We start from the raw sequence: 23,495 nt of genomic DNA, 5'->3' as shown, positions 1-23,495 counted from the left end.
CACCAGGACCCCTCCCAGGTCCACCTCGGGGAAGACCTGGAGGAGGGCCTCCTGGAGCTTCTTTGGGTCCAGACGGTGAAGGAGGAGGGTGAGGATGGTGTGGCCCGGGGGGTTGCGCAGGCCCAGGTGGGGCAAGAGGTGAGGGTTGGCCCGGGCGAAACGTTCCACGCCGCGCAGGGAGTCCACGCGGGCGAGAAAGGCCACCAAGATGAGGGCCAACAAGCCCCACAAGGGATACCGCCGGTTGCGGGCCCTGGGGTCGGGGACTTGGGACAAGGCCTCGCGTAGGGTCATGCCCCCTCTTTACCCCAAGGCCGCATATCGGTCAAGTCTGTATGCCGACCCCCTAGGAGGAAAGGGCTTTGGGCGCTATACTTAGAAGGATGGAACACCGCGAGGTGGCAAGCATCAACCTGGCCCGCCTCCTGCGGGAGGGGGGCACGGTCCGCGCCGCAGGCGTGGTGCGGGAAGCGTTTTGGGTAGGTGAGGAACGCTTCCCCCTGGCAGGGGAGGCTTCCTGGAAGGTGGCCATCTCCTCGGTAGGCAGCAACGAGTACTGGCTTTCGGGCGAGGTGGAGGGCGTGGCCCTTATGGAGTGCCGCCGCTGCCTCAAACCCACCCCCACCCCCATCCACGCCCACTTCCAGCACCTTCTCCGCTACCAGCAGGGTCTAGAAGAGGTGGTCTTCCACGAGGAGAAAGAGGAGGAGTACTACGCCTTTGGCGGGCCGGACCTGGACCTCCTTCCCTTCCTGACCGAGGCGTTCGTGACGGAGATGCCCTACACCGTCCTCTGCGAGGAAGGGTGCAAGGGCCTCTGCCCCGTCTGCGGGGCGGACCGCAACCTGGTGGACTGCGGACATGAGCCGGAAGTCCACCACCCCTTCCGCGTCCTCAAGGACCTCCTTCCCGAACTCTAGCGGGTCTGCTATACTACCAGGGGTTTAGCGGGGGTTAAACCCCCCTGGAGGACTGGAAGATGGCCAAGCACCCTGTACCCAAGAAGAAGACCTCTAAGGCACGGCGCGATGCCCGTAGGAGCCACCACGCCCTGACCCCTCCGACCCTGGTTCCTTGCCCCGAATGCAAGGCGATGAAGCCCCCGCACACCGTCTGCCCGGAGTGCGGCTACTACGGTGGACGCAAGGTTCTAGAAGTCTAGACCCGGTCAAGACTTACGGGACCCCGGCCTCCGGGGTCTCAACTTTTTGCGCCATGGACAGGTATAGTGGAGCCCATGACGGGAGGTCAGGCATGAGCGGCATCCTGGCCCTGGGGGCTTACACCCCCGAGAGGGTCATGAGGAACGAGGAATTCGAGACCTACCTGGACACCTCGGATGAGTGGATCGTGACCCGCACAGGCATCCGGGAACGGCGCATCGCCGCCGAGGATGAGTACACCTCGGACCTGGCCTTCAAGGCGGTGGAGGACCTTCTTAGGCGCCACCCAGGGGCCTTGGAAGGCGTGGACGGGGTCATCGTGGCCACCAACACCCCCGACGCCCTCTTTCCTGACACCGCCGCCTTGGTCCAGGCCCGCTTCGGCATCCAGGGCTTTGCCTACGACCTGTTGGCGGGTTGCCCGGGCTGGGTTTACGCCCTGGCCCAGGCCCACGCCATGGTGGAGGCGGGCCTAGCCCGTAAGGTCCTGGTGGTGGGCGCCGAGGCCCTGTCCAAGATCCTGGACTGGAACGATCGGGCCACCGCGGTCCTCTTCGGGGACGCCGGAGGAGCGGCGGTGGTGGGAAGGGTGCGGGAAGGCTTCGGCTTCCGTTCCTTCGTTCTGGGAGCGGACGGCACCGGGGCCAAGGAGCTCTACCACGCCTGTATAGCCCCCAGGCTTCCCGACGGGACCTCCATGCGCAACCGCCTTTACATGAACGGGCGGGAGGTCTTCAAGTTCGCCGTGCGGGTGATGAACACCGCCACCCTCGAGGCCATAGAAAAAGCCGGCCTCACCCCGGAGGACATCAAGGTCTTCGTGCCCCACCAGGCAAACCTCAGGATCATCGACGCCGCCCGGGAACGCCTGCGGCTTCCCTGGGAGCGGGTGGTGGTGAACGTGGACCGCTACGGCAACACCTCCACCGCCTCCATCCCCCTGGCCCTCAAGGAGGCGGTGGACGAGGGCCGCATCCAGGAGGGGGACCACGTGCTTCTGGTGTCCTTCGGGGCTGGGCTCACCTGGGCCGCTGCCGTAATCACCTGGGGGGGAGCTTGATGTACGCTGCCCTTTTCCCGGGACAGGGCTCCCAGCGGGTGGGGATGGGCCAAGCCCTCTACGAGGCCTCGCCCGCCGCCAAAGAGGTACTGGACAGGGCCGAGGCTACCCTGCCCGGCCTCCTTAAGCTCATGTGGGAAGGACCCGAGGAAACCCTCACCCTCACGGAAAACCAGCAACCCGCCCTCCTGGCAGTGGGCTATGCCGCCTACCGGGCCTTCCTGGCGGAAGGGGGAAAGGAACCCTCCTTAGCCGCCGGGCACTCCCTGGGGGAATGGACCGCCCATGTGGCCGCGGGCACCCTGGAGCTGGAGGATGCCCTGAAGCTGGTGCGCCTCCGGGGCCGGTACATGCAGGAGGCCGTGCCCCCAGGGGAAGGAGCCATGGCCGCCATCCTGAAGCTTCCCCTCGAGGCCATCCAGGAGGCTTTGGCGGGGCTAGAGGGCGTGGAGGTCGCCAACCTCAACAGCCCCGAGCAGACGGTGATCTCCGGCAAGAAGAAAGCGGTGGAAGAGGCGGCAGAAAGGCTAAAGGAAAAACGGGCCCGGGTGGTCTTCCTCCCGGTCTCCGCCCCCTTCCACTCCTCCCTCATGGCTCCTGCCAAGGAGCGCCTGGCCCAGGACCTGGCCCAGGTAACCCTGAGGAAGCCCCGCTTCCCCGTCTACTCCAACGTGACCGCAAAGCCCGAGGAGGACCCCAGCCGCATCCGTGAGCTTCTCCTGGAGCAGATCACCGCCCCCGTGCGCTGGGTGGAGATCTTAAAGGACATGGAAAGGAGGGGGGTCCGGCGCTTTTTGGAGTTCGGAAGCGGGGAGGTGCTTAAAGGCCTGGTGGCCCGTACCCTGAAGGAAGCGCACGCCCTTTCCGTGGGGGACCCGGAAGGGGTAAGGAAGGCGTTGGAGGTGGAGGATGCGTAAGGCACTGGTAACGGGGGCCAGCCGGGGCATTGGCCGGGCCATCGCCCTTAGGCTGGCCCGGGAGGGCTACGCCCTGGTGATCCACTACGGGCAGAACCGGGAAAAGGCGGAGGAGGTGGCGGAGGAGGCCAGGAGGCTGGGAAGCCCCCTGGTGGGGGTTTTGGGAGCCAACCTCCTGGAGGCGGAAGCCGCCACGAGCCTGGTCCACGAGGCAGCGGAGATCCTGGGGGGTCTGGACACCCTGGTGAACAACGCCGGCATCACCCGGGACACCCTTCTCGTCCGCATGAAGGACGAGGACTGGGAGGCGGTCCTCGAGGCCAACCTCTCCGCGGTCTTCCGCACCACCCGCGAGGCCATCAAGCTCATGATGAAGGCCCGCTTCGGGCGCATCGTGAACATCACCAGCGTGGTGGGCATTCTGGGCAACCCCGGCCAGGCCAACTACGTGGCCTCCAAGGCGGGGCTTATCGGCTTCACCCGGGCGGTGGCCAAGGAGTATGCCGCCCGAGGGATCACGGTGAACGCCGTGGCCCCTGGGTTTATCGAAACGGAGATGACGGAAAAGCTCCCGCCGGAAGTGCGGGAGGCCTACCTGAAAAACATCCCCGCAGGCCGCTTCGGCCGGCCGGAGGACGTGGCCGAGGCGGTGGCCTTTTTGGTCTCCGAGGCCGCAGGCTACATCACCGGCCAGACCCTGTGCGTGGACGGGGGGCTCACCCCCCATTGAAGGGGCCAGGCCCTAGGCTATACCCCGTGGTAAAATCCCCAAGGGAGGTTTTCATGACGGAGCAGGAAATCTTTGAAAAGGTGAAGGCGGTTATTGCGGACAAGCTCTCGGTGGAACCCGAGAAGATCACCCTCGAGGCCCGCTTCATCGAGGACCTGGGGGCGGACAGCCTGGATACCGTGGAGCTCATCATGGGCCTCGAGGACGAGTTCGGCCTGGAGATCTCCGACGAGGAGGCCGAAAAGATCCGCACCGTGAAGGATGCGGTGGCCTACATCCAGGCCAAGCTGGGCTAGGGCTTAGGGCCTTTAAGGGGCGCTTCCCGCGCCCCTTTTCTTTTTCCCAGGGCTTTTCCCGGTATACTACCCCCATGCGACGCGTGGTGGTTACCGGCCTCGGACCCCTCACCCCCATCGGTGTGGGGGCAGAAGCTTACCACAAGGCCCAGCTCGCCGGGAAAAGCGGGGTACGTCCCATCACCCGCTTTGACGCCTCGGCCCTGCCGGTGCGCATCGCCGCCGAGGTGGACGTCAACCCCGAGGAGTTCATTGACAAAAAAGAACTGAGGCGCCTGGACCGCTTTGTCCAGTACGCCCTGATCGCCGCCGAGCTGGCCCTTAAGGATGCGGGGCTGGATCCCAGCGCCCTGGATCCCGAGCGGGTGGGCACCCTGGTGGGAAGCGGCATCGGGGGCATGGAAACCTGGGAGGCCCAGAGCAAGGTCTTCCTGGAGCGGGGCCCGAACCGGATAAGCCCCTTCTTCATCCCCATGATGATCGCCAACATGGCCTCGGCCCACATCGCCATGCGCTACGGCTTCATGGGACCCAGCTCCACCACGGTCACCGCCTGCGCCACCGGAGCTGACGCCATCGGGAGCGCCCTCCGCATGATCCAGCTGGGGGAAGCCGACGTCGTCCTCGCCGGAGGCACAGAAGCCGCCATCACCCCCATGGCCATCGGCGCCTTCGCCGTGATGCGGGCCCTTTCCACCCGGAACGAGGAGCCCACCAAGGCCAGCCGCCCCTTCACCCTAAGCCGGGATGGTTTCGTGATGGGGGAAGGAGCCGGGGTCTTGGTGCTGGAGGAGTACGAGCACGCCAAAAGGCGGGGAGCCAGGATCTACGCCGAGCTGGTGGGCTTCGGCCGGAGCGCCGATGCCCACCACATCACCGAGCCCCACCCCGAGGGGAAAGGTGCCGCCTTAGCCATGCGCCGCGCCCTTTTGGACGCCAAAGTTAACCCCGAGGAGGTGGGCTACATCAACGCCCACGGCACCTCCACCCCCGTGGGGGACCGGGCGGAGGTTCTGGCCATCAAGGAGGTCTTCAAGGAGCACGCCAAGAGGCTCATGGTTTCCAGCACCAAGAGCATGACCGGCCACCTCCTGGGGGCTGCCGGGGGCATCGAGGCCATCGCCACGGTGCAAGCCCTCTACCACGGGGTCATCCCCCCCACCATCAACCTGGAGGACCCCGACCCCGAGCTGGACCTGGACTTCGTGCCCGAGCCCCGGGAGGCCAGGGTGACCTACGCCCTCTCCAACTCCTTCGCCTTCGGCGGTCAGAATGCCGTGCTCCTCTTCAAACGGATCTAGGGGATGCTCTACTCCAGGGAAAGGCTTCTGGATCTGGAGGCGGAAAGGCTGGCGCCCTACGCCCAGAAGGCCCGGGACACCCGGGGGCGGAAACACCCGGAGCCTGAGTCCCCCTACCGCACGCCCTTCCAGAAGGACCGGGACCGCATCCTCCACACCACCGCCTTCCGGCGCCTGGAGTACAAGACCCAGGTCTTTCCCAACTGGGCCGGGGACTACTACCGCACCCGCCTCACCCACACCCTCGAGGTGGTCCAGGTGGCCCGCTCCATCGCCCGCGCCCTGGGCCTCAACGAGGACCTCACGGAGGCCATCGCCCTTTCCCACGACTTAGGCCACCCCCCCTTTGGCCACACGGGGGAGAAGGTTCTGAACGAGCTCATGCGGGACCACGGGGGGTTTGAGCACAACGCCCAGGCCCTGAGGATCCTCACCCAGCTGGAGGTGCGCTACCCCGGTTTCAAGGGTTTGAACCTCACCCACGAGGTCCTGGAGGGAATCGCCACCCACGAGGCCGCCTATGCCCCGGGCTTCAAGCCGGAGTACGAGGGCAAGGGCACCCTCGAGGCCCAGGTGGTGGACCTTTCCGACGCCATCGCCTATGCGGCCCACGACCTAGACGACGGACTCCGTAGCGGCCTCCTTCGCCCCCAAGAGCTCACCGAGGTGCCCTTTCTGGCGGAGCTGGCCCGGGAAGAAGGCCTGGACCTCACGGAGCTAACCGAGCTTTCCCGCCGGATCCTGGTGCGCCAGCTTCTGGGCTTTTTCATCACCGCTGCCATAGAGGCCACCCACCAAAGGGTGGAAGGGGCCGGGGTGAGGAGCCCGGAGGAGGTGCGCCGGCATCCTGAACGCCTGGCTGCTCTCACCCCTGAGGCCGAGCGGGCCCACCGGGAACTCAAGGCCTTTCTCATGGAGCGCTTTTACCGCCACCCCGAGGTCCTGAGGGAGAGGCGCAAGGCGGAAATCGTTCTGGAAAATCTCTTTCGCACCTACACCCGGTACCCTGAGCTCCTGCCCAAGGAGGTTCAGGCCCGGATCCCCGAGGAGGGGCTGGAGCGGGCGGTGTGCGACTACATCGCCGGGATGACGGACCGGTACGCCCTCGAGGCCTACCGGAAGCTCTTCCCCTGAAACCCCAGGGGGCGAGGGATAAAATGGGTAGGTGAAAACCCTGGACTGGAATACCCTTTTTGGCGAGCGGGCTAGGCGCATCCAGGCCTCCACCATCCGCGAGCTTTTAAAGCTCACCCAGCGTCCCGGCGTCCTCAGCTTCGCCGGGGGCCTTCCCGCCCCCGAGCTCTTCCCCAAGGAAGAGGCAGCGGCCAAGGCGGCCGAGATCCTAAGGGAAAAGGGCGAGGTGGCCCTACAGTACGGGCCTACGGAAGGCTACTTCCCCTTAAGGGCCTGGGTGGCGGGGTGGCTCGGGGTGAGCCCGGAAGAGGTCCTCATCACCACGGGAAGCCAGCAGGCCCTGGACCTTCTGGGGAAGGTCTTTTTGGACGAGGCAAGCCCGGTTCTCTTGGAAGCCCCCAGCTACATGGGGGCCATCCAGGCCTTCCGGGCCTACGGCCCCCGTTTCCTCACGGTGCCGGCCGGGGAAGAGGGGCCGGACCTCAAGGCCCTGGAGGAAGCCCTAGACCAGGAGCGCCCCCGCTTCCTCTACCTCATCCCCTCCTTCCAGAACCCCTCCGGGGGGCTCATGCCCCTGGAAGCCCGCAGGCGCCTTCTGGAAATGGCGATGGAACGGGGGTTGGTGGTGGTGGAGGATGACGCCTACCGGGAGCTCTACTTTGGGGAAAGCCGCCTGCCAAGCCTTTTTGAACTGGCCAGAGAGGCGGGCTATCCCGGGGTTATCTACCTGAGCAGTTTCTCCAAGGTGCTGGCCCCAGGCCTGAGGGTGGCCTTCGTGGTGGCCCGGCCCGAGGTCATCCTCAAGCTCACCCAAGCCAAGCAAGGGGTGGACCTGCACACCCCGGTCCTCAACCAGATCCTGGTGCACGAGCTGGTGAAGGAAGGCTTTCCGGAACGCCTGGAAAGAATCCGCACCACCTACAAGGCCAAGGCCCAGGCCATGCTGGAAGCCCTGGACCGGGAGATGCCCAAGGAGGTGGCCTATACCCGGCCCAAGGGAGGGATGTTCGTCTGGATGACCCTCCCCGAGGGGCTTTCCGCCGAGGCCCTTTTCCGGCAGGCCCTCGAGGAGAACGTGGCCTTTGTGCCCGGAGGCCCCTTCTTTGCCAACGGGGGCGGGGAGAACACCCTGAGGCTCTCCTACGCCACCATGGACCCAGAAAGGATCCAAGAAGGGATCCGGCGGCTTGGGAAGGCGGTGAAGGGACTGCTGGCCACCGCCTGAGGGGCAAGGACCCGGCATGGACCATGCCCCTTTAGCTTAGGTCCCCGCCACCTCCTTGGCCCCCTCCCGCTCGAGGCCTTCAGGCCACCTTCCCCCCAAAGCCTCCCAGGCCTGGGCCATATCCCCAGGCACCGGGGCCAAAAACGCCAGGATGCGCCCGGTGCGGGGATGGGGAAGGCGAAGCTCATAGGCATGGAGGGCTTGGCGGGGAATCAGGGGGCTTTCCCGCCCATAAACCCCATCCCCCAGGATGGGGGCCTTCAAGTGCTTGAGGTGGACCCGGATCTGGTGGGTACGGCCGGTGTGGGGCCGGGCCTCCACCAGGGCGTAGGGCCCGGCGGTGGCGAGAATGCGGAACTCGGTCTCCGCATACCGGGGCGCAATCCCCCCCACGTGCATCTTGTGCCGCTCCACGGGATGCCGGCCTATGGGGGCAATGAGGGCGCCCTCCCTGGGGTGCCCCTCGGTGATGGCCAGGTAGCGCTTCATCACCAGCCTGTCGCGGAAGGCCCGGGCCAGGGCCTCGAGGGCCCCTCCATGCTTGGCCACCACCAGGACCCCACTGGTGTCCTTGTCCAGGCGGTGCACGATGCCGGGACGCACCTCCTCGGGCCGCTCGGCCTCCTGGGGAGGAAAGTACCGCCCCAACAGGGCGTTGACCACGGTGCCCGTGTATACCCCAGGAGCCGGATGGGTAAGAAGCCCCGCAGGCTTGTTGAGGACCAGGAGGTCCTCGTCCTCGTAGAGCACCGGGATGGCCAGGTCCTGAGGGGCCACGAAGGGCCTTTCCTCCGGGGGAACCACCAGCACCTCTTCCCCCTTGAGGCGGTAGGAGGGCTTTTCCACCACCCTTTCTCCCACCCGAACCCGGCCTTGGGCGATCCACTCCTGGGCCCGGCTGCGGCTTATCCCGCAAGCCTCGGCCACCGCTTGGTCCAGGCGCACCCCTTCCATGCGAAAGCGCACCACGCTCTCCATGATACGAACCCCAGCGCGGCCATGGCCACGCCGGGGTCTTGCGGCAGGCTACATGAACCGCTTCCGCCTCTTGTAGGCCTTTACCTCCTTGAAGCTCTTGCGCCCGCCCCCTTTGGCCACCCCCAGGTAGAACTCCTGCACGTCGGGGTTTTCCAGGAGGTAGTCCCGGTCCCCCTCGAGCACGATCCGCCCCATCTCCATGATGTAGCCATAGTGGGCAATGGATAGGGCCATACGGGCGTTCTGCTCCACCAAGAGGACCGTGACCCCCTCCTCGGCGTTCACCCGGGCCACGATGTCAAAGATCTCCCGCACCAAAAGGGGAGCCAGGCCTAAGGAGGGCTCATCCAGGAGGAGGAGGCGGGGTTTGGCCAGGAGGGCGCGGCCGATGGCGATCATCTGTTGCTCTCCCCCCGAGCAGTACCCAGCCAGGCGGTTCCTGAGCTCGGCCAAACGGGGGAAGTAGTGGTAGATGCGCTCCAGATCCTCCTTAAGATGGCTGTCCTTACGGGTCAAGGTGCCCACCCGCAGGTTCTCCTCCACCGTGAGGTGCTTGAAAACCCGCCGGCCTTCCAGCACCTGGACGATGCCCATCCTCACGATCTCCTCGGGAGGGCGATTATGGATGGGCTTTCCCTGGTAGAGGATCTCCCCCCTCACCACCTCCCCGTCCTCGGGGATCAGGAGGCCGGAGATGGCCCGGAGCGTGGTGGTCTTCCCCGCCCCGTTGGGGCCCAGGAGGGCGGTGATCCTGCCCTCCGGCACCTTCAGGGAAACCCCCCGGAGCACCTGGATGATGTCGTGGTAGACCACCTCAATGTTGTTGACCAAAAGGAGGATGGGACCGAGGTCCTCTGGACGCGTGGGGTTCAGGCTCATGGCAGGGAAAAGGGGCCCGGGGGCTTCCCCGGGCCCAAAAGGGCTATTTGCCGTAGTGCACCTTGCGGAAGAGGGCCGAGGTGAAGGGGTCGGTGATGGGCACGAAGCGCCCACCCTTGACCTCGAGGATGCGCAACCCCTCCGCCCCGGTGCGCTCGCTCCTGGTGAAGTCCACCTCAATGCCCTGCTTGGTGGACACGGCGAGTCCCGGCTTGAAGGCGTTGGGCCCGTTCATGCCCACGATGGCCTGGTAGACCGTCTCGTTGGTGATGCGCTTGAAGCGCTCCTGGGCCCGCTTCATGGCCTCAATGGCGATGGCCGCCGCCAGCATGCCCGCGGTGTAGTTGTGGTTCTCCACGTAGCTCGCCGGACGGCCGAAGCGGGCCACCAGGTCTTTCTGGAGGCGGATGCCCGGGGTATCGTCCTGGGCGGTAAAGTAGGGGCTTGCCCAGAGGAAGCCTTCCGCCGCCTCCCCCGCCAGGGCGATCAGGTCCACCCCACCGGTGTACACCGCCCCCAGGTGCCGCATCTTGCCCGAGAGGCCCAGCCTCCGGGTGTCCTTGAGGATGTTGGCCACCGGCCCCGCCACGTTTTGGTGGACCACGAACTCCACCCCCGCCCCCTCAAAGCGCCGGAGAAGGGCGGTGTTGTCCAGGTTGCCCGCCCCCACCTCCTGCACGTCCACGATCTGGAGGCCGAGCTGCTGCGCCGCCTTCCGGGCGTCCTCCACGGGGGCTCGGCCAAAGGGAGAGGGGTGGACCACCAGGGCCACCTTAGCCCCCCGCTTCTGCTTGGCGATGTACTCCAAAAGGGCCACCACCTGCTCGGAGTAGGTGGAAACCGGGATGAAGTAGTAGTCCCCGTTGGGCGGGTCAATCAGGCCCACGTGGTTGGAGGCGGGCAGGGTGGGGATCTTGAGCTCCTGGATGAGGGCCTTCATCTGGAGCATGGCCCCCGTGCTGTAGCCCAGATAGATGGGGATTTTAAAGCGGTCCACCGCCTCCTCAAAGAGGCGTTGCGTGGTGGCGTTATCGTAGCGGTCATCCCGCACCACGCAGTTCAGCACCACCCCCGGGATGGCCCGGGCCATGTGCCGGCAGTAGTCCTCTATCCCCGCGCCGTAAGGGGCCCCCGTCTCCGAGGTGGGGCCGGTGATGGCCCCCGACCAGAAGAGGGTCACCTGTTGTTGGCCTAAGGCCAGGCCCAACGCCGCCAAAACCGCCACCAAACCCTTGCGCATACTTCCCTCCTAGTACTTGAACGGCCACGTGCGGAGGTAGCTCCGCACGATGCGCCACCAGTTGTAAAGCCCCCTGGGCTCAAACATGAGGAAGAGGACGATGATGAGCCCAAAGGCCAAGGGCCTGAGGGCGCTGGCCACATCCACCCCCGCCACGCTGAAGCCCAAGGCCTTGATGAGGTTGGAAAGGGCCTCCATGTTCACGTCCAAAAGGACGAGGAAAAGGGGTCCAAGGAAGCTTCCCACCAAGGTGCCCAACCCCCCCACGATGGCCATGGCCAGGTACTTCACCGAGTGGGCGAAGACGTAGTCCTCTATGACCACCGCCCGGGAAAGGTAGGCGTACAGCACCCCCGCCACCCCGGCGTAAAAGGCCCCCAGGGCGAAGGCGAAAAGCTTGGTGCGCCCGGGGTCCATGCCCATGGCGTCCGCCGCCCGGTCGTTGTCCCGCACGGCGATGAGGGCGCGGCCGTACTTGGTGCGCAGGAGGTTGCGGAAAAAGAGGGCGAGGAGGACGAGGGTTGCCAAGGAAGCGTAGTACCAGAAGTGGAAGTGGTTGCGGAACCCCGCCTCATAACCCAAAAAGCTCGCCCGGGGCATGTCCATGGCCCCCCCTTGCTTCAGGAGGGGCAGGTGGCCCACGGTCCACTCAAAGATCACCTGGAAGGCCAGGGTGGCCAGGGCCAGGTAGAGGTGCTTCACCCTAAGGCTTGGAATCCCCACCAGAAGGCCGAAGAAGGCGGCCACCAGCCCCCCTAACGGGATGAGGAGCCAGAAGGGAAGCCCCTGGGGGGCGAGGAGGGCAGCGGTGTAGGCCCCCACCCCCATGAAGGCCGCCTGGCCGATGTTGATGAGGCCCGCATACCCCGTGGTGATGTTGAGGCCCAAGACGGCGATGCTATAGACCAGGATCAGGTCCAGGATGAAGACCTGGGTCCGGGAGAGGAGCTGGGGCAAAAGGAGGAGAAAACCCAGGAAAAGGAGGAGGGAAAGGAGCTCCCGGTGGGTGGCAAAGAGGCTCGCATCCTGGGAATACGAGGTGCGGTAGTTTCCGGTCTGCGCCCAAGGGTTTCTCATACGCGCTCAATCTCCTCCGTACCAAAAAGCCCGTGGGGTTTGAACCAAAGGACGAGGAGCAAGACCAGGAAGGGGAAGACGTCCCGGGTGCCCCCACCGGGCACATAGGGGTCCAGGAAGCCCGCCGCCAGGTTTTCCAAAACGCCGATGAGGATGCCCGCCACCACCGCCCCGGGAATGGAATCAAGCCCCCCCAGGATCACCACCGGGAAGACCCGCAGGCCGATGTGGACCAGGCTGTCCAGGTTAAGGCCGGAGATGGTGCCCACCATCACCCCGCCCGCCGCCGCCGCCAGGCCCGCCGCCGCCCAGGCCAGGGCGAAGACCTTGCCCACGGACACCCCGAGGCTCATGGCCGCCATCTGGTCATCGGCCACGCTCCGCATGGCCACCCCCAGGGTGGAGCGCTGGAAGAACCAGGTGAAGAGGAAAAGAAACCCCAGGGTGAGGAAAAGGGCGAGGAGCTGGGCGTAGGAAACCTGGGCCCCCAGAACCCGCACCCCGCCCTCGGGCAGGAAGGGAGGGTAGCCGTAGCTCCCCGCCCCGTAGGGCGTGAGGTGCAGAAGTCCGTCCAGGAAAAAGGCCAGGCCGATGGTGGCCATGATGACGGAGATGATGGGCTGCCCCACCAGGCGCTTGAGGAAAAGCCTTTCCAGAAGGTAACCCACCAGGGCCGTGAACCCTAGCGCCAAGGCAAAGGCCAGGACCACGGGGAGCTTGAGGCCCACCAGGAAGAAGTGGGCGGAAAAGGCGCCGATGGCGATGAGCTCCCCTTGGGCGAAGTTCACCACCCGGCTCGCCTTGTAGATGAGGACAAACCCCAGGGCCACCAGGGCGTAGATGAGGCCCAGGACCACCCCCGAGAGGAAGAGTTCCACCACGAAGCTCATGCCGCCACCACCTCCTCGAGGTCCAGCACGGGCACCCGGGCCTGCACCCGCTGGACGGTGCCGTCCTGGTACCGGTACTCCGCCTCCACCTCCACCGCCTTGGCCCCGGAGTACAAGGCCTCCACCAAGGGGGCGTACTTCTTGGCGATGAGCCCCCGGCGCACCTTGCCCGTGCGGGTGAGCTCCTCGTCGTCGGCGTCCAAAAGCTTGTAAAGGAGAACAAAACGGCGGATCTTCAGCTCTTCGGGCAACTCGCCGTTCACCCGCTCCACCTCCTTGCGGATAAGCTCCGCCACCTCCGGCTTCAGGGACAGGTCCAGGTAGGTGGTGTAGGCGAGCCCCCGGTCCTCCGCCCACTTGCCCACCGTCTGCGGGTCCACGTTGATAAAGGCGGCCAGGAAAGGCTTGCGGTCGCCGAACACCACCGCCTCCTTGATGTAGGGGGAGAACTTCAGCTTGTTCTCCACAAACTGGGGGCTGAAGACCGTGCCCCGCTCGGTGCGCATCACGTCGGAAAGCCGGTCAATCACCACCAGGTGGCCATCCTCCGTGAGGTAGCCGGCATCCCCGGTGTGGAGCCAACCGTCCCGGAAGGTTTCCGCCGTGGCCTCGGGCCTTTCCCAGTAGCCGGCGCACACGGCATCGGACCTTAACAGGATCTCCCCCTCCTCGCTGATCCTCACCTCCGTGCCGGGAATGGGGAGGCCCACGGTATCGTGGCGCACGTCCCCATCCCGGTGGACGAAGGCGATGCCGATGATCTCCGTCTGGCCGTAGATCTGCTTGAGGTTCACCCCGATGGCGTGGAAGAACCGGAACACATCGGGCCCCAGGGCCGCCCCTCCCGTGTAGGCACGGCGGAGGCGCAGGAAGCCCAGCTGGTCCCGCAGAGGCCGGAACAACACCCAGTCGGCGAAGGCGTAGGCCAGGCGCAGGGAGAGGGGCATGGGCCGCCCCCGCATGCGGTACTCCGCCGCCCGGTAGCCCAGGCGGAGAAGCCTTTCGTAAACGAAGCGGTTGAAGCCAGGGCTTTCGGAGATGCGCACCCAGATGCTGCTCTGGATCCCCTCCCAAACCCTTGGGGGGCTGAACATCACATGGGGACCGATCTCTTTCAGGTCCTGCAAAGCGGTCTCCACCGCCTCGGGGAAATTGACGGCGAACCCCCCGGTAAGGGCCATGGCCACGGACATCATCTGCTCCCCAATCCAGGCGAGGGGCAGGAAGGAAAGGTAGTCGTCCGTGGGCTGGAGGGGGTCCACCTCCTGCAGGGCCACCCCCATGTGAATCAGGTTGCGGTGGCGGAGCATGGCCGCCTTGGGACGGCCCGTGGTGCCGGAGGTGGAGGAGAGGTGGCAGACCTCCTCGGGGCTTGCGGAAAGGAGGAGCTTCTCCACCGCCTCGGGGTGTTGCCTCCGGTGCTCCCGCCCCCGCTCCAAAAGTTCCTCAAAGGAGATGAGCCAAGGGTCCTGGTAGCCCCGCATCCCCTTGGGGTCCTCGTAGATGACGTGGCGCACGTGGGGGATCTCGTTCCGGATCTCGTAGAGCTTGTCCACCTGCTCCTGGTCCTCGGCGAGGACCACGCTCGCTCCCGTGTACGCAAGCATGTAGGCGATCTCGGAAGGCAGGGAGCTTTGGTACACCCCCACGCTGATCCCCCGCACCGCCTGGGTCCCCAGTTCGGCGTAAAGCCACTCGGGGATGTTGTCGGCGATGATGGCGAGGCGCTCCCCCGGGGAAAACCCGAGGGCCAAGAGCCCGTGGGCGAAGAGGAGGACCTTCTCGTAGTACTGGGCGTAGGTGACCTCGTTCCAGATGCCGTAGTCCTTCTCCCGAAGGGCCACCCGGTCCCCTTCCTCCAGGGCGCGAAGCCTCAGGAGCTGGGGCAGGGTGTAGCGCTTCATCTCGTAGGAGGGCCGGATCGCCTTCACGCCTCCACCCCCAGGTAGGCCTCCTGTACCCTGGGGTTTTGGGCCACCTCCGCCGGGGAGCCTTCGGCGATGACCTGGCCGAAGTCCAACACGTAGACCCGGTCGGAGATGTCCATGACCACCCCCAGGTCGTGCTCAATGAGGATCACCGTGGTGCCTTGGGCCCGGATCTCCAGGATGAAGCGCACCATGTCCTCCTTTTCCTCCAGGGTCATCCCCGCCATGGGTTCGTCCAGGAGGAGGAGCTTGGGGGCCAGGGCCAAGGCCCGGGCCACCTCCACCCGCTTCCGCACCCCATAAGGGAGGTTCCCCACCAGGGCCTTGCGGTAGGGCTCCAGCTCCATGAAATCTATGACCTCCTCCACCCACCTCCGGTTCCGCACCTCCTCCGCCAGGGCCCGGCCGTAAAAGAGCCCCGCTTGGAGGAGGCCGTAGCGGAGGTGGGTGTGCCGGGCCAGCATGAGGTTTTCCAGCACCGTGAGGCCAGAGAAGAGCTCTATGTTCTGGAAGGCGCGGGCGATGCCCAAACGGGTCACCTCATGGGGGCTTGCGCGGGTGATCTCGTGCCCCTCAAAGAGGATGCGACCTCGCTGGGGGTGGTAGAAGCCCGATATGCAGTTCAAAAGGCTGGTCTTCCCCGCCCCGTTGGGGCCGATGACGGAAACCAGCTCCCCCTCCTCCACCGCCAGGGAAACCGACGAAAGGGCAGCCACGCCGCCAAAGGTTAGGGTGATGTTCTCCACCAGAAGCTGGGCCACAGACCTCCTCCCTAACAGTTGTCTGGGGGAAGTATAAGGGGAAGGCAAGACGGATGTCAACGCTCTCCTGCCAGGGTGTAAAAAACCGTTAGACCCTGTATAGCCCTTCTTATGCTACACTCTTTAAGGTATTGGGGGCCAAGGCCCCAGGGAGGGAAATGGATGAAAAGGACCTGGCAACCCAACCGGAGGAAGCGGGCCAAAACCCACGGCTTCCGGGCCCGCATGAGGACCCCAGGCGGCAGGAAGGTGTTGAAGCGGAGAAGGCAGAAGGGCCGCTGGCGCCTCACCCCCAGGGTGAACGACTGAGCCAACCCCCCCCTGCGGCGGGGGGTAAACTTCTTTCCCTAAAGGGCGACCGAGCATTCCAAAGGCTCCGCCAAGGACGCATGGGGCGGGGCCGTTTTTTGAGCGTCAGGTGGCTCCCTGCCTCCGAGCTCAGGGTGGGGATCGTGGTGTCCAAGAAGGTGGGCAAGGCGGTGGTGCGCAACCGCATCAAGCGCCGCCTAAGGGAGATCCTCCGCCGCCTCTACCTCCCCAAGGCCCACCTCCTGGTCATCGCCAGCCCCGAGGCCCGGGAGGCCGCCTACGCCGAGCTCTTCCAAGACCTCATCCGCGCCCTCAAGAAGAGCGGGCTGATACAATAGGCGGCGTGCGCGGCTTACTGATCCTTCTGGTCAAGGCGTACCGCAGGTTCATCTCCCCCCTAAAACCCAAGACCTGCCGCTTCCACCCCACCTGTTCCGCTTACGCCCTCGAGGCCCTGGAGCGCCACGGGGCCTTATGGGGTAGCTACCTGGCGGCCAGGCGCATCCTGAAATGCCATCCCCTGCACCCCGGGGGACTGGACCCGGTGCCCCTGGTCTTCCCACCCAGGAGAACCGTTAAGACCCACAAGGAGGCACGATGAAAAGGCTTTTACCCCTCCTTTTCCTGCTGGGCCTGAGCGCCCTAGCCCTCGAGGCGGGCTTCAAGGACCAGGACGTAAACGGGGACGGGGTGCCGGAAAAGATCGCCGTCACCAACCTCATGGACCTGGCCTTTGACCAGAAGGGCCAGGTGGTGGGTTGGTACGTGAAGGCCTACAAGGGCACAGCCTTCAACGACTACACCCGCGCCCCCAACCTGAGCGGCAACGGCCCCGTGGTGGCCCCGGTGGGCTTCACCCCGGAGAAAGCGGAGTACCAGGTGGAGGATGGCCGCCTCCTGGCCCGCTTCCAGGGCCAAGGGGGCACCCTCACCTACCGCATCGAAAAGGGGCGGTACACCGTCCAGATCAGCGCCGACTTCCCCCTCACCCTGAGGCTTTCCGCCCAAGGAAGCCCCAAGGTGCTCCTACAAGGGCAAGCAGAACCCACCCCGAGCGGGGAGGGCCAGCTGGTTTACCTGGCCTGGCAGACCAAGCCCAAGGCGGGCTATGCCCTGGTGGCCCTCGCCCAAGGGCCCCTGTCGGGGAAGCTGGTGGGCAAGGAGGCCACCCTTACCCTGGCTCCCGGGGAAACCCTGAAGGTCTACGGGGGCCAGAACGAGCTGGTGCGCTTCCACGTGGAGGGCCTTCTCTCCCTCCCCGGCCTCTTTTCCCCCAACATCTGGGGGCAGCTTTCCTTGGGGCTTCTCTGGCTCATGGAGGTGGCCTTCCGCTACACGGGTAGCTGGGGCCTGGCCATCCTCTTCCTGACCCTGGTGGTGCGCCTCCTCCTTTGGCCCCTCATGCACCAGCAGTTCAAGAGCATGGCGGAGATGCAACGCCTCCAGCCCCTTATCCAGAAGATCAACGAGAAGTACAAGGACGACCCCAACAAGCGGGCGGAGGCCACCATGAAGCTCTACCAGGAGCACAAGGTAAACCCCGCCGCCGGCTGTCTGCCCCTTTTCATCCAGATGCCCATTCTCTTCATCCTCTGGAAGGTGATCGCCAACTACGAGTTCGGCCAGGGCCTCCTCTGGATTCCCGATCTGGCCCTCCCCGACCCCTTCTACATCCTCCCCGCCCTCTACGTGGCCTCCACCTTCCTCTCCACCTGGCTTTCCGCCCACGGGAACAAGGACCTCATCCGGCAAAGCCTCTTCATGAACCTGATCTTCATCTTCCTGGTCCTGCAGTTTCCCTCAGGGGTGACCCTCTACTGGGTGCTCTCCAACCTCATCGGCCTGGTGCAGCAGTGGCTGATCAACAAAAGCCTCAAGCCCCTAGCGGCGTAAACTGAGGGCATGGACGAGAAGAAAAAGAGCATCGACGACCTCCTCTCCGACCTGGGTGTGCTGGAAGAGGCCCCGGTGGGAGTGGAGTTAAAAGAAGCGGGGAAAGCCGGCCCCACGCAAAAAGGGCCCAAAGAGGTGCTGGAGAGCTTCCTGGTGGGCCTTTTGCTGCGCCTGGACCCCGCCCACTACGTGGAGATCCGCCAGGAGGGGAACCTCCTCAAGGCGGAGGTCAAGGGCGGGGACCTGGGGCGCTTTATCGGCAAGGAAGGGCGCACCCTAAGGGCAGTGGAGTACCTGGCTGGGGTGGTGCTGGCCAAGCATTTCGGCGGAGCCTACCGGGTGGTCTTGGACGCTGCCGGCTACCGCAAACGCCAGGAGGAAAAGATCCGCAAGATCGCCGAGGAAGCCGCCCTCACCGTGGCCATGACCAAAGAACCCCTCCACCTCCCCCCCATGCGTCCCTCCGAGAGGCGCATCGTCCACATGCTCCTCAAAAACCACCCCCTGGTGACCACGGAAAGCCAGGGGGAAGGGGAGGAAAGGCACGTGGTGGTCTATCCCCGTGATCAGGCTCCTTCGGGAACTGGAGAGGAGGCTTAAGGCTAATGGCCTTCCAGAAAAGGAGGCCTGGGACCTCCTGGCCTTGGCCTCAGGCCTTTCCCGCAAGGACCTCCTCCTCGGCCTATCCCGGACCCCGCCCCCGGGAACCGAAGCCAGGGCCCTAGCCCTCCTGGAAAAGCGCCTTGGGGGCTATCCCTTGCAGTACCTGCTGGGGGAGGTGGAGTTCTTCGGCCTCCCCCTAAAGGTGCAAGAGGGCATCCTCATCCCCAGGCCTGAAACGGAGGGCCTGGTGGAGCTCGCCCTAGGGCTTCCCCTGCCCAAGGCCCCCCGTATCCTGGACGTGGGCACGGGCACGGGAGCCATCGCCCTAGCCCTAAAAAAACACCTCCCGGAGGCCCAGGTGTGGGCCACGGATACCGACCCCAAGGCCCTGGCCTTGGCCCGGGAGAACGCTAACAGGCTGGGACTAGAGGTAACCTTTCTCCAGGCTCCCCTCACCGGCGGGGTGAAGGATCTGGACCTGGTCGTCTCCAACCCTCCCTACCTCCCCGAGGCCTACCGGTTCCAGGCTCCCAGGGAGCTGGCCTTTGAAAGCCCCCAGGCCCTTTATGCGGGAAGGGAAGGGTTGGATGTGGCCCGGCCCCTGGCCCAGGAGGCCAGGAGGGCCCTCAAACCCGGCGGGTTCCTCCTCCTGGAGCTGGCCCCGGAAAACGCGGGGCTTCTGGCCCAGGAACTAAAGGCCGCGGGCTGGGAGGGAGTAGAGGTGCTAAGGGATTTGACGGGTAGGGACCGGTACCTCCGGGCCCGGCGGCCCTCCCAGGAGCTGGAAGGAGAGAAGGGGTCTCTCCGTGGTCCATAGCTCCTTGGCGGCCACCACCCCCACCCGCACCACTCCCCTTTTTCCCTGCAGAAGGGCAAGGCCGCGGGCCAGCTCCTCGGGAGAGGGAAAGGTGGCGTATTCCGGGGCATACCCCGCCTGCAAAAGCCGTTGCCGCACGGCCTCCCCCAGGCCCTCGAGGGCCTCCTGGTTGCGGGCCTGGGTGGAAAGGCGGAAGGTGCGGGCGGCCAGAACCTCCCCGGCGGCGAAGGCCCTGCGCTCAGGATAAAAGCGCACCCGCACCAAAAGCCTCCCCTCCCGGTACCCCGCTCCCTCCAGCACCGCAAGCCCCGGGCCTTGGGGAGCGTCCAAAAGCTCCACCCCCCGGAAGCCCTGGAGAAGGGCCCGGCGCTCGGCCACCCGCTCCAAGGCCTCCCTTCCCTCCTCCGCCCCCAGGCGCACCTCCCCTAGGTAGAGACCCTGGCTGAGCCGAATCAGGCTCTGGGAAAGCTGGCCCCTCTCCCCTTGGAGCACCTCCGCCTGCACCAAGAGGCTTCTTACCCTTTCCTCCGTCTGGCGGAGCTCCTCCCGGGCCTTGCTCAAGCTGGCCTTAAGGGCCTCCACCTCCTCTACCAGGGCCTGGCGCTGCCTTCGGGCCTCCTCCAGGCGGGCAAGAGCCCCCAGCACCTCCTCCTGAAGGCGCTTCCTCTCCGCCAGAAGCCTGGCCTTTTCCCCTTCCGCCCGCTCCGCCGCCTGCTGCAGGGCACGGAGGCGACTCTCCAGGGCCTTGAGCTCCCTCGTCCTCTCGGCTAGCGCCCGGTTCCTTTCCTCAAGAAGCTGGGAAAGAGCCTGTCGCTCCGCCTCGAGGGTAGCCCGCTCCCTTCCCAGGGCCTGCACCTGGGAGGCCAGGGCCTTGGCCTCTTCCTCCAGGCGTTTCCTCACCTGGTTGGCCTGCTCCAGGGCCCGGGAAAGATCCTTTCGCTCCTCCCGCAGGACATGGAGCTCCGCCAGGGTCCTGCTGGCCTCGGCCTCCATGGCCGCCTTGGCCTCCAGGAGGACCTGCCGCTCCCTCCTAAGCTGGTCCCGCTCCGCCCGGATGGCCTGGGCCTCGAGGATCACCTCCCTGGCCTCCCGGAACACCAGGAGGAACCCCAGGTAGCTGAAGAGGGCGATCCCCACCCCCGTGAGCACCGCCACCAGGGTGGCGGTCTGCCGGGGCCTGAGGCCAAAAAGGCGGTAGTGCCGCTTCCCCGCCCACTTGGCCACCCTATCCCCCAGATAGGCCACCAAGGCGGCCAGGAAAAGGATCAGGATGAGGAGGGCCCAGAAGGTCATGGCTTAAAGCTCGTAGTCCTCTCCCAGGTAGTGCCGCCTTACCCCCTGGTCCCGGGCAAAGGTATCGGGATCCCCGTGGAAGAGGATCTGGCCGTCATACATCACGTAGACCCGGTCGGTGATGGCCAGGGTCTCCCGCACCGCATGGTCGGTGATAAAACCCCCCCCCCCCCGCCTCTCCCGGAGCTCGGCGATGACCTTTTGGATCTCCTTCACGTTCTTGGGGTCCACCCCGGTAAAAGGCTCGTCCAGAAGGATGAAATCGGGGTCGGTGCACAGGGCCCGCGCCATCTCAAGCCGCCTCCTTTCCCCACCGGAAAGGGCGTAGGCCATCTGGTCCTTGAGGTGGTAGATGGCCAGTTCCTCCAAAAGGGCCTTGGCCTTCTCCAGGCGCTCCGCCCGGGAAAGGGGCTGGAACTCCAAGACGGCCAGGAGGTTTTCCAGCACCGTCATCCGGCGGAAGGCGGAAGGCTCTTGGGGCAGGTAGCCCAGGCCCAGTCGGGCCCGGCGGTACATGGGAAGCTGGCTTATTTCCCGTCCCTTAAGGAAGATCCGCCCTCCCGTGGGACGGATAAAGCCCACCATCATGTAGAAGGTGGTGGTCTTCCCCGCCCCGTTGGGGCCGAAGAGGGCCACGATCTCCCCGCGCTTGAGGCTCAGGTCCACCCCCCGCACCACCTCCCTGGGGCCGTAGCGCTTGCGCAACCCTTCTGCCAGAAGCTCCCCGTCCATTACCCTCAAGCCTAAGCCCCAACCTTTAGTCCCGGGTGAGATAATGGGCGAGGTATGGTGGTGACCCGCATCGCCCCAAGCCCCACGGGGGACCCCCACGTGGGGACGGCGTATATCGCCCTTTTCAACTACGTCTGGGCCAGGAAGAACGGGGGGCGCTTCCTGGTGCGCATCGAGGACACCGACCGCACCCGCTACGTGCCGGGGGCGGAGGAGCGCATCCTGGCCGCCTTGAAGTGGCTCGGCATCGCCTACGACGAGGGGCCGGATATCGGCGGGCCCCACGCCCCCTACCGGCAGTCGGAACGCCTGCCCCTCTACCAAAAGCACGCCGAGGAACTCCTCAGGCGGGGGTGGGCCTACCGGGCCTTCGAGACCCCGGAGGAGCTGGAAAGAATCCGCAAGGAAAAGGGGGGCTACGACGGCCGCGCCCGCAACATCCCCCCCGAGGAAGCCGAGGAAAGGGCAAAAAGGGGCGAGCCCCACGTGATCCGCCTAAAGGTGCCGAGGCCCGGCACCACCGAGGTGAGGGACGAGCTCAGGGGGGTGGTGGTCTACGACAACCAGGAGATCCCCGACGTGGTCCTCCTCAAGTCCGATGGGTACCCCACCTACCACCTGGCCAACGTGGTGGACGACCACCTCATGGGGGTAACGGATGTGATACGGGCCGAGGAATGGCTGGTTTCCACCCCCATCCACGTTCTCCTCTACCGGGCCTTCGGCTGGGAGGTGCCCAAGTTCTACCACATGCCCCTCCTTAGAAACCCCGACAAGACCAAGATCAGCAAGCGGAAGAGCCACACCTCCCTGGAGTGGTACCGGGCCGAGGGGTTCTTGCCCGAGGCCCTGCGCAACTACCTGGCCCTCATGGGCTTTTCCATGCCCGACGGGCGGGAGATCTTCACCCTCGAGGAGCTCATCGAGGCCTTCACCTGGGAGCGGGTGTCCCTGGGAGGCCCGGTCTTCGACCTGGAGAAGCTCCGCTGGCTCAATGGCAAGTACATCCGCGAGGTCCTCCCCCTCGAGGAGGTGGCGGAGCGGGCGAAGCCCTTTTTGCAGGCGGCCGGGCTTTCCTGGCCCAGCGAGGCCTACCTGAGGCGGGCGGTGGAGCTCATGCGCCCCCGGTTTGACACCCTCAAGGAGCTTCCGGAAAAGGCCCCCTACCTTTTCAGCGAGGACTACCCCTTCGGGGAAAAAGCGCTGGAGAAACTGAGGGAAGGCCTTCCCGTGCTTCGCGAGGTGGAACCCCTCCTACGGGCCCAGGAGGACTGGAGCGAAGCTGCCCTGGACGCCCTCCTCCGGGGCTTCGCCCAGGAGCGGGGCCTTAAACTCGGCCAGGTGGCCCAGCCCTTACGGGCCGCCCTCACGGGAAGCCTGGAAACCCCGGGGCTTTTCGAGATCATGGCCCTTCTCGGCAAGGAGCGGGTCCTCGCCCGGCTGGCCCGGGCCCTGGCGGGAGGAACTTCGTGAAACACCCCACAAGCCAGGGTATACTGGAGCCATGAGGCGGGTTCTCCTTACTCTCCTTCTCGTTTTGGGAATGGCCAGCGCCCAGAGCGCCATTCAGATGCGGTTTGGCTATGGGGAAAGCCTTGGGCTCACCTTCGGGGCGGGGCTGGAAAACCGCCTGCGGCAGAACCTCTCGGGCCGGCTTTCCGCCATGCTGGCCCCGGCAGCCCCGGGTGTGGCCCTGGAGGGAGCCCTCCTCTTCAAACCCGACCTGGGCCAGTACGACCCCAGCCTGAAGGGCCTCCTCCCCTACTTCGGCGGGGGGCTCAGCGCCGTGGTGGGGCCAAGCCTCACCGCCGGGGTGAGCTTCACCGGGGGACTGGAGGGCCTTCTGGACCCCTACACGGGGCTTTTTGCCGAGGCCACCTACGTGTACGGCTTCGCCAACTTCCCCAAGGTCTGGCACTTCACCCTGGGGGTAAGTTTCCGCTAAAGGCCCTCAGACTTGACCGATATGCGGCCTTGGGGTAAAGAGGGGGCATGACCCTACGCGAGGCCTTGTCCCAAGTCCCCGACCCCAGGGCCCGCAACCGGCGGTATCCCTTGTGGGGCTTGTTGGCCCTCATCTTGGTGGCCTTTCTCGCCCGCGTGGACTCCCTGCGCGGCGTGGAACGTTTCGCCCGGGCCAACCCTCACCTCTTGCCCCACCTGGGCCTGCGCAACCCCCCGGGCCACACCATCCTCACCCTCCTCCTTCACCGTCTGGACCCAAAGAAGCTCCAGGAGGCCCTCCTCCAGGTCTTCCCCGAGGTGGACC

Annotated in this window: 28 protein-coding genes; 18 read left to right on the top strand and 10 right to left on the bottom strand. The window is 65.7% G+C overall.

The genetic code is table 11. The features are described 5' to 3' along the window. Positions 1 to 294 (bottom strand): transposase family protein (locus tag G584_RS0110460; protein ID WP_028494584.1); only part of this gene is annotated, 294 nt, incomplete at its 3' end. A gap of 89 nt (positions 295 to 383) precedes the next feature. Here G584_RS0110460 and G584_RS0110455 point away from each other — a divergent pair. From G584_RS0110455 to lysN, 9 genes are all read left to right on the top strand, one after another. Beyond that, complete coding sequence (locus G584_RS0110455) at positions 384 to 920, top strand: DUF177 domain-containing protein (protein ID WP_028494583.1); 537 nt, start codon at positions 384 to 386, stop codon at positions 918 to 920. A 59-nt stretch (positions 921 to 979) separates the two neighbouring features. Beyond that, complete coding sequence (rpmF, locus tag G584_RS12560) at positions 980 to 1,162, top strand: 50S ribosomal protein L32 (protein ID WP_083964887.1); 183 nt, start codon at positions 980 to 982, stop codon at positions 1,160 to 1,162. 92 nt (positions 1,163 to 1,254) lie between these two features. Next, positions 1,255 to 2,223 (top strand): beta-ketoacyl-ACP synthase III, encoded by a 969-nt coding sequence (locus G584_RS0110450; protein ID WP_028494582.1) that lies wholly within the window; start codon positions 1,255 to 1,257, stop codon positions 2,221 to 2,223. Then, complete coding sequence (fabD, locus tag G584_RS0110445) at positions 2,223 to 3,140, top strand: ACP S-malonyltransferase (RefSeq protein ID WP_028494581.1); 918 nt, start codon at positions 2,223 to 2,225, stop codon at positions 3,138 to 3,140. The genes G584_RS0110450 and fabD overlap by 1 nt, the downstream gene beginning before the upstream one ends. Then, positions 3,133 to 3,870, top strand: a complete 738-nt coding sequence (gene fabG, locus G584_RS0110440; RefSeq protein ID WP_028494580.1) for a 3-oxoacyl-[acyl-carrier-protein] reductase — start codon at positions 3,133 to 3,135, stop codon at positions 3,868 to 3,870. Before fabD ends, fabG begins: the two co-directional genes overlap by 8 nt. A 53-nt stretch (positions 3,871 to 3,923) precedes the next feature. Next, positions 3,924 to 4,166 (top strand): acyl carrier protein, encoded by a 243-nt coding sequence (gene acpP / locus G584_RS0110435; RefSeq protein WP_015716498.1) that lies wholly within the window; start codon positions 3,924 to 3,926, stop codon positions 4,164 to 4,166. 74 nt (positions 4,167 to 4,240) lie between these two features. After that, positions 4,241 to 5,467, top strand: coding sequence for a beta-ketoacyl-ACP synthase II (gene fabF, locus G584_RS0110430; protein WP_028494579.1), 1,227 nt, complete (start codon positions 4,241 to 4,243; stop codon positions 5,465 to 5,467). Positions 5,468 to 5,470: 3 nt separating this feature from the next. Continuing rightward, the gene (locus tag G584_RS0110425) at positions 5,471 to 6,601 is read left to right on the top strand and encodes a deoxyguanosinetriphosphate triphosphohydrolase (protein WP_028494578.1); all 1,131 of its coding nucleotides are present in this window, start codon (positions 5,471 to 5,473) and stop codon (positions 6,599 to 6,601) included. A gap of 31 nt (positions 6,602 to 6,632) precedes the next feature. Further along, on the top strand, positions 6,633 to 7,826 hold the full coding sequence (lysN, locus tag G584_RS0110420) for a 2-aminoadipate transaminase (RefSeq protein WP_028494577.1): 1,194 nt from the start codon (positions 6,633 to 6,635) through the stop codon (positions 7,824 to 7,826). A gap of 36 nt (positions 7,827 to 7,862) precedes the next feature. Here lysN and G584_RS0110415 read toward each other — a convergent pair whose 3' ends face one another. From G584_RS0110415 to G584_RS0110385, 7 genes are read right to left on the bottom strand one after another with little or no spacing between them, the layout of a single operon-like run. Continuing rightward, complete coding sequence (locus G584_RS0110415) at positions 7,863 to 8,804, bottom strand: RluA family pseudouridine synthase (RefSeq protein WP_038051095.1); 942 nt, start codon at positions 8,802 to 8,804, stop codon at positions 7,863 to 7,865. A 48-nt stretch (positions 8,805 to 8,852) separates the two neighbouring features. Beyond that, on the bottom strand, positions 8,853 to 9,683 hold the full coding sequence (locus G584_RS0110410) for an ABC transporter ATP-binding protein (RefSeq protein ID WP_028494575.1): 831 nt from the start codon (positions 9,681 to 9,683) through the stop codon (positions 8,853 to 8,855). 43 nt (positions 9,684 to 9,726) lie between these two features. Beyond that, positions 9,727 to 10,923, bottom strand: a complete 1,197-nt coding sequence (locus tag G584_RS0110405; RefSeq protein ID WP_028494574.1) for an ABC transporter substrate-binding protein — start codon at positions 10,921 to 10,923, stop codon at positions 9,727 to 9,729. A gap of 9 nt (positions 10,924 to 10,932) precedes the next feature. Further along, positions 10,933 to 12,000, bottom strand: coding sequence for a branched-chain amino acid ABC transporter permease (locus G584_RS0110400; protein WP_028494573.1), 1,068 nt, complete (start codon positions 11,998 to 12,000; stop codon positions 10,933 to 10,935). Next, the gene (locus G584_RS0110395; protein WP_028494572.1) at positions 11,997 to 12,890 is read right to left on the bottom strand and encodes a branched-chain amino acid ABC transporter permease; all 894 of its coding nucleotides are present in this window, start codon (positions 12,888 to 12,890) and stop codon (positions 11,997 to 11,999) included. The genes G584_RS0110400 and G584_RS0110395 overlap by 4 nt, the downstream gene beginning before the upstream one ends. Then, positions 12,887 to 14,821 (bottom strand): long-chain fatty acid--CoA ligase, encoded by a 1,935-nt coding sequence (locus tag G584_RS0110390; protein WP_028494571.1) that lies wholly within the window; start codon positions 14,819 to 14,821, stop codon positions 12,887 to 12,889. Before G584_RS0110390 ends, G584_RS0110395 begins: the two co-directional genes overlap by 4 nt. Next, a complete protein-coding gene (locus G584_RS0110385; RefSeq protein WP_028494570.1) occupies positions 14,818 to 15,579 on the bottom strand; it encodes an ABC transporter ATP-binding protein in 762 nt (253 codons plus the stop codon). The genes G584_RS0110390 and G584_RS0110385 overlap by 4 nt, the downstream gene beginning before the upstream one ends. A gap of 162 nt (positions 15,580 to 15,741) precedes the next feature. On the opposite strand from G584_RS0110385, the gene rpmH reads away from it, so the two are divergent. The 6 genes from rpmH to prmC all read left to right on the top strand — a co-directional run bounded on the left by rpmH (position 15,742) and on the right by prmC (position 19,201). Beyond that, on the top strand, positions 15,742 to 15,888 hold the full coding sequence (gene rpmH / locus G584_RS0110380) for a 50S ribosomal protein L34 (RefSeq protein ID WP_028494569.1): 147 nt from the start codon (positions 15,742 to 15,744) through the stop codon (positions 15,886 to 15,888). An 80-nt stretch (positions 15,889 to 15,968) separates the two neighbouring features. Continuing rightward, on the top strand, positions 15,969 to 16,226 hold the full coding sequence (rnpA, locus tag G584_RS0110375; protein ID WP_245563397.1) for a ribonuclease P protein component: 258 nt from the start codon (positions 15,969 to 15,971) through the stop codon (positions 16,224 to 16,226). A gap of 5 nt (positions 16,227 to 16,231) precedes the next feature. Continuing rightward, the gene (gene yidD / locus G584_RS0110370) at positions 16,232 to 16,489 is read left to right on the top strand and encodes a membrane protein insertion efficiency factor YidD (RefSeq protein ID WP_028494567.1); all 258 of its coding nucleotides are present in this window, start codon (positions 16,232 to 16,234) and stop codon (positions 16,487 to 16,489) included. Further along, positions 16,486 to 17,781, top strand: a complete 1,296-nt coding sequence (locus G584_RS0110365; protein ID WP_028494566.1) for a YidC/Oxa1 family membrane protein insertase — start codon at positions 16,486 to 16,488, stop codon at positions 17,779 to 17,781. Before yidD ends, G584_RS0110365 begins: the two co-directional genes overlap by 4 nt. A 9-nt stretch (positions 17,782 to 17,790) precedes the next feature. Further along, positions 17,791 to 18,381, top strand: coding sequence for a Jag family protein (locus G584_RS0110360; protein ID WP_028494565.1), 591 nt, complete (start codon positions 17,791 to 17,793; stop codon positions 18,379 to 18,381). Next, on the top strand, positions 18,344 to 19,201 hold the full coding sequence (gene prmC / locus G584_RS12555) for a peptide chain release factor N(5)-glutamine methyltransferase (RefSeq protein WP_083964886.1): 858 nt from the start codon (positions 18,344 to 18,346) through the stop codon (positions 19,199 to 19,201). Before G584_RS0110360 ends, prmC begins: the two co-directional genes overlap by 38 nt. Here prmC and G584_RS0110350 read toward each other — a convergent pair. Together G584_RS0110350 and lptB are read right to left on the bottom strand one after the other, a co-directional pair. Beyond that, positions 19,109 to 20,494: a DUF3084 domain-containing protein gene (locus tag G584_RS0110350; RefSeq protein WP_028494564.1), complete on the bottom strand. Its 1,386-nt coding sequence runs from the start codon at positions 20,492 to 20,494 to the stop codon at positions 19,109 to 19,111. The genes prmC and G584_RS0110350 overlap by 93 nt on opposite strands. A gap of 3 nt (positions 20,495 to 20,497) precedes the next feature. Continuing rightward, positions 20,498 to 21,226 (bottom strand): LPS export ABC transporter ATP-binding protein, encoded by a 729-nt coding sequence (gene lptB, locus G584_RS0110345; RefSeq protein ID WP_028494563.1) that lies wholly within the window; start codon positions 21,224 to 21,226, stop codon positions 20,498 to 20,500. A gap of 54 nt (positions 21,227 to 21,280) precedes the next feature. Here lptB and gltX point away from each other — a divergent pair, with 54 nt between their 5' ends. The 3 genes from gltX to G584_RS0110330 all read left to right on the top strand — a co-directional run. After that, complete coding sequence (gene gltX, locus G584_RS0110340; RefSeq protein ID WP_028494562.1) at positions 21,281 to 22,699, top strand: glutamate--tRNA ligase; 1,419 nt, start codon at positions 21,281 to 21,283, stop codon at positions 22,697 to 22,699. 31 nt (positions 22,700 to 22,730) lie between these two features. After that, positions 22,731 to 23,171, top strand: coding sequence for a hypothetical protein (locus tag G584_RS0110335; protein WP_015716477.1), 441 nt, complete (start codon positions 22,731 to 22,733; stop codon positions 23,169 to 23,171). 47 nt (positions 23,172 to 23,218) lie between these two features. After that, on the top strand, positions 23,219 to 23,495 hold a 277-nt coding region (locus tag G584_RS0110330; protein ID WP_028494561.1), incomplete at its 3' end, for a transposase family protein.

This window comes from Thermus antranikianii DSM 12462, assembly GCF_000423905.1.
GTDB lineage: Bacteria > Deinococcota > Deinococci > Deinococcales > Thermaceae > Thermus > Thermus antranikianii.
This window is presented reverse-complemented; position numbering and strand designations above follow the sequence as displayed.

Coding starts and splice junctions, on each gene's coding strand:
- G584_RS0110415 (WP_038051095.1), bottom strand. CDS start 8,804: ATGGAGAGCGTGGTGCGCTTTCGCATGGAAGGGGTGCGCCTGGACCAA.
- G584_RS0110365 (WP_028494566.1), top strand. CDS start 16,486: ATGAAAAGGCTTTTACCCCTCCTTTTCCTGCTGGGCCTGAGCGCCCTA.
- G584_RS0110350 (WP_028494564.1), bottom strand. CDS start 20,494: ATGACCTTCTGGGCCCTCCTCATCCTGATCCTTTTCCTGGCCGCCTTG.
- G584_RS0110395 (WP_028494572.1), bottom strand. CDS start 12,890: ATGAGCTTCGTGGTGGAACTCTTCCTCTCGGGGGTGGTCCTGGGCCTC.
- rnpA (WP_245563397.1), top strand. CDS start 15,969: ATGGGGCGGGGCCGTTTTTTGAGCGTCAGGTGGCTCCCTGCCTCCGAG.
- G584_RS0110335 (WP_015716477.1), top strand. CDS start 22,731: ATGAGGCGGGTTCTCCTTACTCTCCTTCTCGTTTTGGGAATGGCCAGC.
- fabG (WP_028494580.1), top strand. CDS start 3,133: ATGCGTAAGGCACTGGTAACGGGGGCCAGCCGGGGCATTGGCCGGGCC.
- G584_RS0110455 (WP_028494583.1), top strand. CDS start 384: ATGGAACACCGCGAGGTGGCAAGCATCAACCTGGCCCGCCTCCTGCGG.
- lptB (WP_028494563.1), bottom strand. CDS start 21,226: ATGGACGGGGAGCTTCTGGCAGAAGGGTTGCGCAAGCGCTACGGCCCC.
- gltX (WP_028494562.1), top strand. CDS start 21,281: ATGGTGGTGACCCGCATCGCCCCAAGCCCCACGGGGGACCCCCACGTG.
- G584_RS0110360 (WP_028494565.1), top strand. CDS start 17,791: ATGGACGAGAAGAAAAAGAGCATCGACGACCTCCTCTCCGACCTGGGT.
- rpmF (WP_083964887.1), top strand. CDS start 980: ATGGCCAAGCACCCTGTACCCAAGAAGAAGACCTCTAAGGCACGGCGC.
- G584_RS0110425 (WP_028494578.1), top strand. CDS start 5,471: ATGCTCTACTCCAGGGAAAGGCTTCTGGATCTGGAGGCGGAAAGGCTG.
- G584_RS0110405 (WP_028494574.1), bottom strand. CDS start 10,923: ATGCGCAAGGGTTTGGTGGCGGTTTTGGCGGCGTTGGGCCTGGCCTTA.
- G584_RS0110400 (WP_028494573.1), bottom strand. CDS start 12,000: ATGAGAAACCCTTGGGCGCAGACCGGAAACTACCGCACCTCGTATTCC.
- acpP (WP_015716498.1), top strand. CDS start 3,924: ATGACGGAGCAGGAAATCTTTGAAAAGGTGAAGGCGGTTATTGCGGAC.
- fabD (WP_028494581.1), top strand. CDS start 2,223: ATGTACGCTGCCCTTTTCCCGGGACAGGGCTCCCAGCGGGTGGGGATG.
- fabF (WP_028494579.1), top strand. CDS start 4,241: ATGCGACGCGTGGTGGTTACCGGCCTCGGACCCCTCACCCCCATCGGT.
- G584_RS0110450 (WP_028494582.1), top strand. CDS start 1,255: ATGAGCGGCATCCTGGCCCTGGGGGCTTACACCCCCGAGAGGGTCATG.
- G584_RS0110410 (WP_028494575.1), bottom strand. CDS start 9,683: ATGAGCCTGAACCCCACGCGTCCAGAGGACCTCGGTCCCATCCTCCTT.
- rpmH (WP_028494569.1), top strand. CDS start 15,742: ATGAAAAGGACCTGGCAACCCAACCGGAGGAAGCGGGCCAAAACCCAC.